The organism is Paenibacillus praedii (genome assembly GCF_049725345.1).
Lineage (GTDB): Bacteria > Bacillota > Bacilli > Paenibacillales > Paenibacillaceae > Pristimantibacillus.
On sequence record NZ_JBMWAM010000004.1, the window covers coordinates 194069 to 208536 of the forward strand.

At 52.4% G+C, this 14468-nt stretch carries 12 protein-coding genes; 11 read left to right on the plus strand and 1 reads right to left on the minus strand.

The window, feature by feature from the left end; translation table 11 throughout:
* Positions 1-49 precede the first annotated feature (49 nt).
* The 7 genes from argC to argH are packed head-to-tail and all read left to right on the plus strand — an operon-like array spanning position 50 to position 8145.
* Positions 50-1099, plus strand: coding sequence for an N-acetyl-gamma-glutamyl-phosphate reductase (gene argC / locus ACO9K6_RS06210; RefSeq protein WP_424766668.1), 1050 nt, complete (start codon positions 50-52; stop codon positions 1097-1099).
* 41 nt (positions 1100-1140) lie between these two features.
* Positions 1141-2382 carry a bifunctional ornithine acetyltransferase/N-acetylglutamate synthase gene (argJ, locus tag ACO9K6_RS06215; RefSeq protein WP_424766669.1) on the plus strand — a complete coding sequence of 414 codons (1242 nt, stop codon included), beginning with the start codon at positions 1141-1143 and terminating at the stop codon, positions 2380-2382.
* Between the two features lie 50 nt (positions 2383-2432).
* On the plus strand, positions 2433-3218 hold the full coding sequence (gene argB / locus ACO9K6_RS06220) for an acetylglutamate kinase (RefSeq protein ID WP_424766700.1): 786 nt from the start codon (positions 2433-2435) through the stop codon (positions 3216-3218).
* 4 nt (positions 3219-3222) lie between these two features.
* Entirely contained in the window at positions 3223-4425 is a 1203-nt protein-coding gene (locus tag ACO9K6_RS06225; RefSeq protein WP_424766670.1) for an acetylornithine transaminase, read from the plus strand.
* 30 nt (positions 4426-4455) lie between these two features.
* Entirely contained in the window at positions 4456-5415 is a 960-nt protein-coding gene (argF, locus tag ACO9K6_RS06230; protein ID WP_424766671.1) for an ornithine carbamoyltransferase, read from the plus strand.
* Positions 5416-5473: 58 nt separating this feature from the next.
* Positions 5474-6703 carry an argininosuccinate synthase gene (locus ACO9K6_RS06235; protein ID WP_424766672.1) on the plus strand — a complete coding sequence of 410 codons (1230 nt, stop codon included), beginning with the start codon at positions 5474-5476 and terminating at the stop codon, positions 6701-6703.
* 26 nt (positions 6704-6729) lie between these two features.
* Positions 6730-8145 carry an argininosuccinate lyase gene (argH, locus tag ACO9K6_RS06240; RefSeq protein WP_424766673.1) on the plus strand — a complete coding sequence of 472 codons (1416 nt, stop codon included), beginning with the start codon at positions 6730-6732 and terminating at the stop codon, positions 8143-8145.
* 107 nt (positions 8146-8252) lie between these two features.
* Here the strand turns inward: argH and ACO9K6_RS06245 are convergent, their stop codons facing one another.
* Complete coding sequence (locus tag ACO9K6_RS06245) at positions 8253-9650, minus strand: VanW family protein (protein WP_424766674.1); 1398 nt, start codon at positions 9648-9650, stop codon at positions 8253-8255.
* 238 nt (positions 9651-9888) lie between these two features.
* On the opposite strand from ACO9K6_RS06245, the gene ftsE reads away from it, so the two are divergent.
* The 4 genes from ftsE to ACO9K6_RS06265 all read left to right on the plus strand — a co-directional run bounded on the left by ftsE (position 9889) and on the right by ACO9K6_RS06265 (position 14410).
* On the plus strand, positions 9889-10575 hold the full coding sequence (ftsE, locus tag ACO9K6_RS06250; RefSeq protein ID WP_424766675.1) for a cell division ATP-binding protein FtsE: 687 nt from the start codon (positions 9889-9891) through the stop codon (positions 10573-10575).
* On the plus strand, positions 10565-11482 hold the full coding sequence (gene ftsX / locus ACO9K6_RS06255) for a permease-like cell division protein FtsX (RefSeq protein WP_424766676.1): 918 nt from the start codon (positions 10565-10567) through the stop codon (positions 11480-11482). The genes ftsE and ftsX overlap by 11 nt, the downstream gene beginning before the upstream one ends.
* A gap of 12 nt (positions 11483-11494) precedes the next feature.
* Positions 11495-12754: a murein hydrolase activator EnvC family protein gene (locus tag ACO9K6_RS06260; protein WP_424766677.1), complete on the plus strand. Its 1260-nt coding sequence runs from the start codon at positions 11495-11497 to the stop codon at positions 12752-12754.
* Positions 12755-12955: 201 nt separating this feature from the next.
* On the plus strand, positions 12956-14410 hold the full coding sequence (locus ACO9K6_RS06265; RefSeq protein ID WP_424766678.1) for a S41 family peptidase: 1455 nt from the start codon (positions 12956-12958) through the stop codon (positions 14408-14410).
* Positions 14411-14468 lie beyond the last annotated feature (58 nt).

The window sequence follows — 14468 nt, forward strand, 5'->3', positions numbered from 1 at the left end:
ATGATTTTTGGGGGCGCCATGCAGCGTCCAGCATCGGGGAGAGATTATGATGAGTACAAAGGTGAAAATTGCGATAATCGGATCGACAGGCTACGGCGGCGTAGAGCTTATCCGATTGCTGGCTTCCCATCCACTGGCGGAGGTGACCTCGGTCATTTCATCCTCCAGCGCTGGAACGCCAATTACGGAAGGATATCCTCATTTAATTAGCATTCGTGAGGAGCTGCTGGACGATGTTGAGCCTGCGGCGATTAAGGAGAAGGCGGATGTCGTATTTCTGGCGACTCCGGCGGGCGTGGCATCCAAGCTTGTGCCGCAGCTGCTGGAGGCGGGACTCAAGATTGTTGATTTATCTGGTGATTTCCGCTTGAAATCAACGGAGCTCTACGAGCAGTGGTATAAAAAGCCTGCTGCGGATCAAGCTTATTTGCAGCAAGCGGTATTCGGCCTCGCAGAAATTTATGGACATCAGGTGCTTAACGCGCCTTTTATTTCGAATCCGGGCTGTTATCCTACGGCTACGCTGCTTGGTCTTCTCCCTGCGGTGAAGGAAGGCTGGATAGACCCTTCGACGATTATTATCGACGCGAAATCAGGTGTCTCCGGTGCGGGACGCGGTGCTTCACTTGGTACTCATTACTCTGAACTGAATGAGAATTTCAAAGCTTATAAGCTTAACCAGCACCAGCATATTCCAGAAATTGAAATGGTATTGTCTGACGCTGCCGGGGAGCCGGTCGTAACGACCTTTACGACGCATCTTGTTCCGATGACACGCGGGATTATGTCAACGATGTATGCGAGCGTTCAGGGTGAACGGAGCACTAACGATTTTATCGAGCTGTACCGCTCCTATTATGAAGGCCGCAAGTTCGTGCGGGTCAGACCGGAAGGCCAGTGGCCGGCTACGAAGGAAGTTTGGGGCTCGAACTATTGCGATATCGGCTTTGCGGTCGATAAGCGCACAGGCCGGGTAACGATCGTGTCGGTTATTGATAACCTTGTGAAGGGCGCGGCCGGCCAAGCGATCCAAAACCTGAATCTAATGATGGGCTGGGATGAGACGCTCGGTCTGCAGTTCGTTCCGGTTTATCCTTAAATAAAATAGACTCATACATGCGAAGGAGAATCGATTCTACCATGGGACAGGGGAATACGGAATCATTGTTCTCGGTCGTCGCAGACGGCTCGATAACGACGCCTAAGGGCTTCAAGGCTGGAGGACTGCATTGCGGCCTCAAAAAAACAACGCGCCACGATCTTGGCGCAATCGTCTGTGAGGTGCCGGCAGCGGCGGCGGGCGTGTATACGACGAATGTGTTTCAAGCGGCGCCGCTGCAGGTTACGCGCGAGAGCATCGGGGAAGGCGGCATGCTGCGCGCGGTGCTCGTGAACAGCGGCAATGCGAATGCAGTCACAGGGAAGCAGGGCGAGGCTGATGCATACGAGATGCGCGCCCGCTTCGCAGAATCGATTGGCGTAGCGGCTGCGGATGTGGCGGTTGCGTCGACAGGCGTTATTGGCGAGCTGCTGAAGATGGATAAGGTGCGCAGCGGGATTGACGGCCTGCCGGAGACGCTGCAAGGCAATCGCGCAGGCGCTGACGATTTCTGCCAAGCAATTCTAACAACGGATCTTGTCCAAAAAATGATATGTGTAGAGCTTGAGCTCGACGGTCAGCGCGTCCATGTGGCGGGTGCGGCCAAAGGCTCCGGCATGATTCACCCGAATATGGCTACGATGCTCGGCTTTGTCACGACGGATGCCGCAATCGGCAGCGAGGCGCTGCAGCAAGTGCTGCGCCAGGCGACAGACATGACTTTTAATATGATTACGGTGGATGGCGACACGAGCACAAATGATATGCTCGTAGCGATGGCCAGCGGTCTTGCGGGGAATAAAGAGCTAACGCCGCAGCACGAGGGCTGGGCAGCATTCGCAGCGGCGATACGTCATGTGTGCGAGGCGCTCGCGAAGGCGATCGCGCGCGATGGCGAGGGAGCCACGAAGCTCGTTGAGGTACAGGTGAACGGAGCGGTCAGCGATGACTCGGCGCAGGCCATCGCGAAGACGGTTATCGGATCCTCGCTTGTCAAATCCGCGGTATTCGGCGCTGACGCGAACTGGGGCCGTATTATTGCGGCAGTCGGCCGCGCGGGTCAGCCGGTTAATCCGGAGACAGTCGATATCCGCCTGGGTGATATTTTGACACTAGAGCAATCCCGTCCGGTCGTATTTGACGAAGAGGTTGCTTTGGAATATTTGAAGGGCGATACCGTTGTCATTCGCGTTGATCTTCATAACGGCGATGGCAAGGCAACGGCTTGGGGCTGTGATTTAACGTACGATTACGTTCGCATTAACGCGGCATATCGCACGTAATCAAAGTGGATGCTGGAGGTTATGGAATAGTGACGGAGCAACGGTTTGTAATGAAATGCGGAGGCAGCACGCTGGCGGCGCTTCCGAATAGCTTTTTTGATGAGCTGCGCGAGCTGCAGGCGGCAGGCGTGCGTCCGGTTATCGTGCACGGCGGCGGTCCGGCGATTTCGGAGACGCTCAGCAAGCTTGGCATTGAAACGGAATTTGTGAACGGCCTCCGCAAGACGAACGACGCTGTGCTGGATGTCGTGGAAATGGTGCTTGCTGGCCGCATCAACAAAGAAATCGTACGCAAAATTCAAACGAACGGCGCGAAAGCGCTCGGACTCTCGGGTGTGGACGGCATGCTCATTCAGGCTCAGCCAGTGAGCAATTCGGATGAAATTGGCTTTGTCGGAGACGTGACCGATGTTAATGCTGCGATCATTGAGGGCGTCATGGGAATGGGCTATATTCCGGTCGTAGCGCCGATCGGGATAGACGCTGAGGGGCAGCGCTACAATATTAATGCGGATACGGCTGCCGGAGCGGTTGCGTCCCACCTTGGCGTGGAGCGGATGATTGTGGTGACGGATGTTCCGGGCATTTTGAAAACGGTCGATGGTGTAAAGCAGGTACTGCCTGTTGCGACGGTTGAGGATATCGAAGCGATGATCACGAGCGGGGAAATCTATGGCGGTATGATTCCTAAAGTGCGAGCGGCCATTCAATGCATTCAAGGACGCGTTCGCGAGGTCGTGATCGTCAGCGGCGAGGAGCCAGGCGTGCTGACGAGGGCGGTACGCGAGGGCGGCGTAGGTACGCGCATCGTGCAAACCAACGAAGGGCAGGTGTAAGGAAATGAGCGAGACACAAACGGCAACTGCAGCGAATCAGTCGTTGTTCCCGACTTATGCCAGATATCCGATCGCACTCGTAAAGGGTGAAGGCAGCTGGCTATGGGATGATCAGGGAAACAAATATCTTGATTTTATGAGCGGTATTGCGGTTACGAACCTAGGGCATGCGCCTAAGCAAATTAAAGAAGCCCTAATTAAGCAGTTGGATGAGCTATGGCATGTATCTAATTTATTTCATATCCCGAACCAAGCGGAGGCAGCTAAGCTTATTACCGACAACAGCTGCGCCGATGCAGTGTTTTTCTGCAACTCGGGCGCGGAAGCGAACGAAGCGGCGATGAAGCTTGCTCGCCGTTATAACCAGAAGGTGCTCAACAATGGACGTTATGAAATCATTACATTCGAACAATCATTCCACGGACGTACGCTGGCTACACTTACCGCAACGGGCCAAGCGAAGGTGAAGGAAGGCTTTGCTCCATTGCCCGAAGGCTTTCGAACGATTCCGTTCAATGATCTCGAAGCGCTGGAAGCAGCTGTGACCGATAAGACAGCGGCCATTATGCTTGAGATGGTGCAGGCCGAAGGCGGTATTTATCCAGTGGATCCGGCTTACATACAAGGAGTCGCCGCTATATGTGAAAAGCATGGCATCCTGCTTATTGCCGATGAGATTCAGACGGGTATGGGTCGTACGGGCAAGCTGTTTGCATACGAGCATTACGGCATCGAGCCTGACATCTTTACGATGGCGAAGGGTCTCGGAAGCGGCTTCCCTGTTGGTGCAATGGCGGCGAAGGAAAAGCTGCGCGAAGGCTTTACGGCAGGCACGCATGGCTCGACATTCGGCGGAACGCCCATTGCAACGGCGGTCGTAAAAGCGACGCTGGAGACGATAGTAGGCGAGGGGTTGTCCGGGCAAGCGGCGAAGAAAGGCGAATATTTAGTGACGCAGCTTCGCGAGAAGCTGGCGGGGAATGATTTTGTGCGGGAGGTTCGGGGACTTGGCCTGCTCGTGGGCATCGAATGCGCGGAGCCGATTGCGGCGATTTTGAACGAGGCGCAGGAGCGCGGCTTGATCGTCATCTCAGCGGGGCCAAACGTCATTCGTTTATTACCGAATTTGCTCGTCACTGAGGAAGAGATTGATACGGCGGTTACAATCCTGGCAGAGCTGCTGGAAGCGAAACGGTCTGCAGTATAAATAGGGCTTTATCTGAAGGAGGGCTTTACTATGCAAGTAACAGTGAAAGAGGAATTAGCGCAAAGCTTGAAGGGACGCGATTTTCTAATGCTGGTCGATTTCAAGCCGGAGGAAATCCGCTACTTGATCGACCTGGCTATCGAGTTGAAGCAAAAGCAAAAAGCGGGCGAGGTCCATCATATTCTGAAGGGCAAAACGCTTGGCATGATTTTCGAAAAATCATCCACGCGCACGCGTGTTTCGTTCGAGGTAGGCATGTACCAGCTTGGAGGGCAAGGCTTGTTCCTCAGCGGCAATGATCTTCAGATTGGCCGCGGCGAGACGATCTGGGATACGGCGCAGACGCTGTCGCGTTACCTGGACGGCATCATGATCCGTACCTTCGCGCACCGCAAAGTTGTCGAATTGGCCCGCGGAGCAACGATTCCAGTTATTAACGGCTTGACTGATCTGTCGCACCCATGCCAAGCGCTTGCGGACTACCAGACGATTTTGGAGCATAAGGGACGTCTGGAAGGGCTGAAAATCGCCTATGTCGGCGACGGCAATAACATGGTGCATTCCCTTATGATGGGCGCTGCCAAGCTTGGACTGAATATGTCGGTTGCAACGCCGGAGGGCTATGAGCCGGATGAGGACATCGTGCAGCAGACGAAGGACCATGCAGCGGAAACCGGGTCGCAAATCGTCGTTTGCCGTGATCCGAAGGAAGCAATCGCGGATGCGGATATCGTGTATACGGATGTATGGGCGAGCATGGGCCAAGAAGCGGAGCAGAAGGAGCGCGAGATCGCTTTTGCCGCTTACCAGGTGAACGAGGAATTGATGAAATATGCGAAGAAGGACTATCTGTTCATGCACTGCCTGCCTGCGCATCGCGGCGAGGAAGTGAGCGAAGGGGTCATCGACGGCGATCAATCGATTATTTTTGACCAGGCCGAGAACCGTCTTCATGCACAGAAAGCGATTATGGCTGCCATTATGTCTTAATTCTTTGCAAGATGTATACAAATTTCAAATATCATTCGAAGGGAAGTTATAAACGATCATGGCAAAAGAAAAAATCGTACTCGCCTACTCAGGCGGCTTGGATACCTCGGTTATCCTCAAATGGCTGAAAGAAACCTATGACGCAGAAATCATCGCTTTTACAGCGGATATCGGACAGAAGGATGAGCTTGACGGTCTGGAGGCGAAGGCGCTTGCGACAGGCGCATCCAAAGTATATATCGATGATCTGCGCGACGAGTTCGCGAAGGACTTCATCTACCCGATGTTCCAAGCAGGCACGCTGTATGAAGGCCAATATTTGCTCGGCACATCGATCGCTCGTCCATTAATCGCGAAGCGCATGGTCGATATCGCGCGCGCGGAAGGCGCTACAGCAATCGCGCACGGCGCAACGGGCAAAGGAAATGACCAAGTTCGCTTCGAGCTGACAGCCGCTGCTCTAGCGCCTGAGATCGGCGTGATCGCGCCTTGGCGTCTGGAAGCGTTCCGTGAGCAATTCCCGGGCCGCGCCGAAATGATCGCTTATGCGGAGAAGCATGGCATTCCGGTAACAGCATCCGCAGCGAAGCCTTATTCGACCGACCGCAATCTGCTGCACATCAGCTTTGAGAGCGGCATGCTCGAGGATCCATGGTTCGATCCTAGCTCTGAGGAGAACGAGGACATGTATGTGCTGAGCGTATCGCCTGAGAGAGCGCCGGACAAAGCAGAATATGTCGAGCTTACTTTTGAGCAAGGCAACTGCACGGCGGTCAACGGCAAGGAGCTTAGCCCGCTAGAAGTGATGGAAACGCTGAATGAGCTTGGCGGCAAGCACGGCATCGGCCGCGTGGACATGGTAGAGAACCGTTTTGTCGGCATGAAGAGCCGCGGCGTGTACGAGACCCCGGGTGGTACGATTCTGTTCACCGCGCACCGCAAAATGGAGTCCTTGACGATGGACCGCGAGGTTATGCATCTTCGTGACTCCTTGATCGCTAAATACAGCCAGCTTGTGTATAACGGCTTCTGGTTCGCGCCGGAGCGTCTTGCCCTGCAAGCACTCGTTGATGAGTCGCAAAAGAACGTAAGCGGAGTTGTTCGTTTGAAGCTGTACAAAGGAAACGTGATCGGCGCAGGCGTGAAGAGCCCTGTCAGCTTGTATAATCCTGACATTGCGACGATGGAAGCAGATCCATCGCAGGCTTATGATCAGGGCGACGCAACAGGCTTCATCCGTCTTAATGCTTTGCGTCTGAAGGTGTCATCCGCAGTAACGAACAAGTAAGCTTGACAAGGGAGTGTAACGAACCAGTGAGTAAACTATGGGGCGGTCGTTTTACGAAAAAAACGGACCAATTGGTAGAGGAATACACAGCTTCAATTATGTTCGACAAGGAGCTGGCTGAAGAAGATATTCAGGGCAGTCTTGCTCACGTCACGATGCTCGGCAAGCAGGGTATTCTGCCTGCTGACGACGTAGAGCAAATCAAGGACGGTCTGCACCGCGTCCTTCAGCGCATCAAGCGGGACGACATTGAATTTTCCATTGGCGACGAAGATATCCATATGAACATTGAGAAGACGCTGATTGATGATGTCGGATCCGTCGGCGGCAAGCTGCATACCGGCCGCAGCCGCAACGACCAAGTGGCGACGGATATGCATTTGTGGCTTCGCAAGCGTGTCGTCGAGTTCGTGGACATGCTGCACAAGCTGCAGTCGGCGCTGGTTGAGCAAGCAAAGGATAATCTGGATACCATTGTTCCGGGCTATACGCACTTGCAGCGCGCGCAGCCGATCTTGTTCGCGCATCATCTCATGGCGTATGTCTCGATGTTCGGACGCGATATCGAGCGTCTTCAAGACAGCTATAAGCGTATTAACGTGCTGCCGCTCGGAGCAGGCGCTTTGGCGGGAACGACGTTCCCTATTGACCGCCACTTCGTTGCAAGCCAGCTGAAGTTCGACCGCGTATACGAGAATAGCCTTGATGCGGTAAGCGATCGCGACTTCATCCTTGAGTTTCTATCGGATGCTTCGATTATTATGATGCATATGTCGCGCTTAAGCGAAGAGCTTATTATGTGGTCGAGCACGGAGTTTCATTTTGTCGAGCTGGACGATGCATTCTGCACAGGCAGCAGCATCATGCCGCAGAAGAAAAATCCGGACGTTCCTGAACTTGTCCGCGGCAAAACCGGCCGCGTTTACGGCAACCTCGTAGGCCTGCTGACTGTACTGAAGTCGCTTCCGCTCGCCTATAACAAGGATATGCAGGAAGACAAGGAAGGCATGTTCGACACCGTGAAGACGCTGCAGGGCGCGCTTCAGCTGTTCGCGCCGATGATCGCCACAATGAAGGTGAACAAGGAGCGGATGCGCCAAGCGGTCAACCAGGATTTCTCGAATGCAACGGACATTGCGGACTTCCTTGTGAACAAGGGCCTTCCATTCCGCCAAGCGCATGAGGTAATCGGCAAAACGGTATTGTACTGCATTGAGCAGAACAAGTACCTGCTCGATCTGACGCTTGAGGAATTCAAGCAATTCTCGACGCTGTTCGACGACCGCATCTATGCTGTCCTTCAGCCTGAGCAGGTCGTCAATGCGCGCAACGTATACGGCGGTACCGCAAAATCGCAGGTACAGGACGCGATCGGCCGCGCCGATGCGGCATTGTCCGAAACGGCGGCTTGGGTAACGGAGTATCTAGAGCGCAGCAGATAGCGCGCAAAGTAAAAGGAGCTCAGCAGCAGCCATGGAAGGCCGCATGCTGAGCTGTTTTTTTGTTCGCGAAACGAGCATTCTGAGCATTGCTTAGGGTACGTCAGACCTTACAGCCCATCCTCCACAATCTGCTCAGACGGAGGAGGCTCAGGCGTGGCCGTTGGTCCGCCCGTCATTTTGCCGACTTCTATCATGGTTGGCTGAGCCTTGTACGTGTCGCGTGACACCCGTTCTCTCGATACAACCTCGCCGTCCCGCACTAGCGAGCGGTATGTCTCGACAACATAGCCCTGCTTTCCGTTCTCTCGAGTGACCTTTTGTCCCGGGGACAGCTTGTCGCTAACCGTTTCCTGCACGCCGGGCTCGATCGTTTTGAGCGTAATGGACTCAATGTCGTAACGATCATTTTCATTCATCGTGCCGAATAGCTTGACGGTCAGCACGCGATCCTTCACCTCGGTGCGAATGATCATATGCTTGCCAGTCGTATTGCGAAAACGGAAATTGATCGCGCCGCCTGCATAAGTAGCGTCCTGCCCGAGCGGCAAATAAGCGACAGGCAGAGAGTGGTTGCGCCGCTCCACAATTTCCAGGCCTGCGCGCAGTGCAGCGTTGTACAGTGTGCTCGACACCTGACAGATGCCGCCTCCAATGCCCGGCACCAGTCTCCCGTTCAATATGACCGGAGCCTCGCGGTACTCATAAAGCTCCTCTGCGCGGGCGATAAGCTTGCCAAAGTCGAATACCTCATCCGGCGCAAGATGCCAATTCTGAAGCGCTTCAGCTGTAACGGCAACATTATGCGCGCGTCCCTCCGCACTGGTACGAAATTCAGTTGAGAACGCCATGATTTTTCGTTCGATGCCCTCGTCCTTCAGTTTATCCAGCGTCACCTCGGGATGGATGACTGTTATCGGCAGCTCGGCTTCCCATGCCTTCGTGAACACTGCTTCCAGCTGCTTCTCATCAAGCAGGACCCAGTTCCGAGCCTCATCCTGCAGCTTCCTTGTATCAAGCCGATAAGCATCCATATGAGGCTCATATACCACTTCATCTTTATCTGAAATGACGCGCGACGCATTTTTCACTTCGCTTTTCTCGATCCAGCTCCATTGCTTCCGTATAGCCGCATCGAACAAATCTGGATTCCAGCTTTGCTTCAGCGGATACGTGCGTTCGAATTGATAACGATAAACCGCGCGCTCCCAAATGTCTCCTTCACGAAGCTGTAATAATGCAGCTCGCGCCTCCTCAAATTCAGCCTTGTAGCCCAGCTCTTCCACCGTCCAGCTTTTGCTGTCATTCGTCACGCTATTTCCATGAATCGTAATAGTACGCTTCAGCAGCGACTGCCGGGCCTGCGCAAGCCGCTCCACAGCATCGTCAATATCCAATCCACCAATGGGGATGCCTCCGGCTATTACCTCTTCGGGAACCGTTTTCTGAAGCGCATAGCTCCATACGAAGCCCCAGCCGACAGCTGCAACAAGTATGAGCGAAGCCATGATGATCAGCCCGATATGTACCCGTTTTAAAATGCTCGATCACTCCTTTCCATGCAATCACAAAAACAGTTCTATATGTATATGCGATGTGGATGACAATGTTGTCTCCGTCTCTACCGGAGCTTCATTCGACAGATTAAATGAGATTTGTGAAAAATGAGGAATACAAGCTTCTTATGAAGGAATTCAGCGCAACCTGTCGAAATAATATTATTGACTATTAACAGGATGTGATAATGTGATTGAAATGCAAGACATCTGGAAAACGTACACCGACGGCACGCATGCCCTGCGTGGTGTATCTGTTCGTATAGATCGTAATGAATTCGTATATTTGGTAGGCCCGTCAGGTGCGGGCAAGTCTACGTTCATGAAACTGATTTATCGCGAGGAAGTGCCCACCAAAGGACAAATTTCAGTCAACGGATTTAACATCGGCAAACTGAGGCCGCGCAAAATCCCGTTTGTTCGCCGTAATATCGGCGTAATCTTTCAAGATTTCAGACTGCTGCCGAAGCTGACCATTTATGAAAATGTCGCCTTCGCCATGGAGGTTATCGAGGCGCCGCGCCGCCTCATCAAGAGGCGCACGATGGAGGTGCTGGAGCTAGTCGGCTTGAAGCACAAGCATGCCAGTCTGCCAGCCCAGTTGTCCGGCGGCGAGCAGCAGCGGGTATCGATCGCTCGTGCGATTGTGAACAATCCCTCGGTCATCGTCGCGGACGAGCCTACGGGCAACCTGGATCCGGAAACCTCGCTCGGCATCATGAATTTGCTCGAGGAAATTAACTTCCGGGGCGCCACGATTGTCATGGCAACGCATAACCGAGATATCGTGAACTCCATGCGTAAGCGCGTGATTGCAATTGAGGACGGCAATATCGTTCGTGATGAGGCAAGAGGGGAGTATGGCTATGAAATTTAGCACGTTACTCCGGCATTTTCGTGAAGGCTTCAAAAACATTATTCGAAATGGCTGGATGTCTTTTGCTTCGATGAGCTCGATATTTGTCTCGCTGTTTATATTAGGCGTATTTGTACTGCTGGCGCTCAATTTGAATCATATGGCGGGGCAAATTGAAAGTCAGGTGCAGATTCGAGTGTATCTCGAGCTTAATGTGGATCAGGCCAAGATGACGGAGCTGCAAAATAAGATCGGCAATCTGACCGAGGTCAGCAAGGTCACGTTCGTGTCCAAGGAAGAGGGACTGGAGCTGCTTCGTAAAAATTTAGGCGAGGAAAATAAAGATCTGCTTGCCGGCTACGAGAATGAGAAAAATCCGCTTCCTGATTCTTTTACGGTTGAGGTATATGATCCGCAAGCTGTAGGAACAGCGGCCCAGCAGATCGAGGCCATTAACCAAGCGGATGAGCTGAAGCCGATAAACAAAATCAATTATGGACAAGGCACGGTAGAAATGCTCTTCAAGGTGACAAACGCCTTAAGATATATCGGCTTCATCATTGTCATCGGCTTGTCGGTAACGGCGATGTTCCTTATCTCCAATACGATCAAAATGACGATTATCGCAAGACGCCGAGAGATTGGCATCATGAAGCTGGTAGGCGCTACGAATTCATTCATCCGCTGGCCTTTTTTTATCGAGGGCGCATTAATCGGAATTATTAGCTCGGTTTTAACAACAATTGCAGTACTGGTAGGCTACTCGGAGCTCGTGAAATTTACACAGATCGGTCTATCGCTAATGATGATTAAGCTTGTAACGGTCGAAGAGGCTGGTCTAATGACCGCTGCCCTTCTGCTAGGACTTGGAACGCTGCTGGGCGTGTGGGGCAGTATCATCTCGATACGAAAGTATTTGAAAGTGTAGGTGGACGCAAACGTGCAGAAGAGGAATTGGAAATGGTTTATCGCCATTATAATGCTCGCGGTATTTGTGCTTCAGCCGACGGGCGGAGAAGCAGCTTCCTTATCTGATATTCAGAAGCAGCTCAAAGAAGCGCAGCAGCAGCTGAAGGAAGCGGAAAGAAAGGCGGCAAATGCCCAGAAGCAAGCCGCTGTGGCCGAGAAAGAGGCAAACCATGCAAAGGCTGCGAAATCCGACATAGAAGGAATGAAGCAGGAAGCGCAAAATTCGATCAACAACCTTATGGCGGAAATCGATAATGTCGTGATTAATAAATCGAAGACGCAAGCGCAGCTGGACGCGAAGGAAGAGGAAGTGCTCCATACGGGTCTGGAGCTGCAGAAGGCTGAGGAGCGCGTGGTCACGCGGGACGAGTTGCTGCAATCCCGTATGCGTCTGATGTACACAAACGGATTTGTATCTTACATGGATGTTCTGCTCAGCGCAACGAGCTTTACGGATTTCGTTGACCGCTTCGATGCGCTGCAAGCGATCCTGACGCAGGATCGCGAGATATTGGAAGAGCAAAAACAGGAGAAAGAGCTTGTGTTGCTCAAAAAAGTAGAGGTAGAGCAGCAGCTTGCCGAGGTGCAGGCTATTTATGAGAAGCTTGAGCTCTATCAGGCGCATCTTGTCAAAAAAGAACAAGATAAGGAACGTATGATTGCAAGCTATAACAGCAATATTGAGCAGCTTGATAATAAGCTTGAAGAAATCGATCATCAGATCGAGGAGTTTGAGCTCATCAGCGACGAGCAGGAGAAGCTTCTCATCGCGCTGGCATCGAAGGTATCCAAGCTGAATGCTGAGAAAAATCGGATTTCGAATCCGTATACCGGCGGTAAGCTGGGCATGCCGATTAAGGGCAGCTATCGATTAACCTCGAATTTCGGTACGCGTATCCATCCGATCTCAGGCAAGAAGCACACGCATACGGGCATCGACTTTGCCGCGCCTCAAGGCACGGACATATACGCAGCGGAAAGCGGCGTCGTTATTATCGCTCAGACGTGGAGCGGCTATGGAAACTGCGTCATCATTGATCACGGCAACGGCACGTGGACGCTTTATGCCCATATACGCAATGGCGGTATAGAGGTGGACAAGGGCGATAAGGTAAAGAGAGGGCAGAAAATTGCGGAGGTTGGCAGCACGGGCAACTCGACTGGACCGCATCTGCATTTTGAAGTGCGAAAAGATGAGGTGCCTGTAAATCCGAGCAGCTACTTGAAATAACCGATATTCTATATATCATGCATAAGAGGCAGCCTTTGAGGCTGCCTTGTTTTAAAATAGGAATAACAAGGTTAAAAGATTGTACGATGCTGATGTGCGTTTCTTTTAACTTGATAAGACAAATAATTGCAGCCTGCTTGTCATATACTAGGGTGGTCTTATATTCAAGACCGTGCAAAGATGAGAAGGTGGTGTAGACAGGTGCATTTCAAAGGACGAACCGTATTTGCGTTCGTTATGCTGACAATGGTGGCCTCCGTGCTCGTTACATTGACGATAGCGGATCAAGTCATTACGCCTAAGCAGCAAGCGGCGCCTGCGCTATTGGCTGCTGCCGAAGAAGGCGAGCGTACGGGGTTAAAAGAGGAAGAACTGACAAAGCTTAACGCGGTGCTGGAATTAATTGAGACCAAATATTACCAAAACGTCGACCGCCATGAGCTGATCGATGGTGCAGTAAGCGGAATGATGTCTTCGCTTGACGATCCTTATTCCGTCTACATGGAGAAGGAAGTCGCACAGCATTTTTCCGAGTCGATTGAGGGCTCCTTTACCGGAATCGGCGCAGAGGTAACTCTTGAGAATGGACGTGTTGTCGTTGTTTCCCCCATCAAGGGATCGCCGGCTGAACGCTCCGGACTGCTCGCCAAGGATGTGCTGCTCTCCATTAACGGGGTGAAGCTGGACGGTTTGAATTTACAGGACGCAGTGGCGAAGATTCGCGGGCCGAAAGGGACGAAGGCCAAAATACATGTCCAGCGGGCAGGCTTCTCCGAGCCGATTCAGCTCGTTCTTATCCGCGATGATATTGACGTGGAAACGGTATATGGCAGTCTACAGGCGGATGGTATTGGCGTGATCGAAATTCGTCAATTTTCGCTGCACACCGCGGAGCGGTTTAAGGAAGAGCTCGCTCGGCTTGAGGAGCAGGGAATGAAGGGTCTCGTGCTGGATGTTCGCAACAATCCGGGGGGAGTACTGCCCGTCGTTGTTGATATTGCTGAGTCGTTCATGGCGAAGGGGACAACGGTCGTACAAGTAGAGGATCGGCACGGAAACCGCGAGAAGACGGTCTCGAAGGGGCAAAGCAAATCCTATCCGATCGCAGTTCTCATGAATAACGGCAGCGCAAGCGCATCCGAAATATTAGCTGGCGCCCTGCAAGAGGGAGCGGGAGCTAAGCTGATCGGTGAAACCACCTTCGGCAAAGGAACGGTGCAGGTAAGCTATAATAAAGCGCTCGGTGACGGAAGTCTCGTCAAAATGACGATAGCCAAGTGGCTGACACCTAAGGGCAACTGGATTCATGAGACAGGCATTAAGCCAGATCTTGTCGTACACCCGCCGGACCTGTATACGGTAGCCAGACTTGCTTTATCGGAAACTCTAAAGCAAGATATGCTTGGCGAACAGGTGAAGAGCGTTCAAATTATGCTGCATGGTCTAGGCTATGAGCCGAAGCGCGAGGATGGTTATTTTGGAACTGAGACGGTAGAAGCCGTTAAAAAGTTTCAGAATGAGCATGGACTGACGGCTACCGGCGAGGTAAACAAGGAGACAGGTGAAAGACTCGAAGCGGCGGTTATTAATTGGATACAGGACGAAAAGAACGATAAGCAGCTTCATGAAGCAATTCAAGCTGCAAGCAGGAAATGATACGCGGATGTCGAATGAATAAGAGGTTGGCTCTGGTTGAAGAGTCAGCCTTTTATTT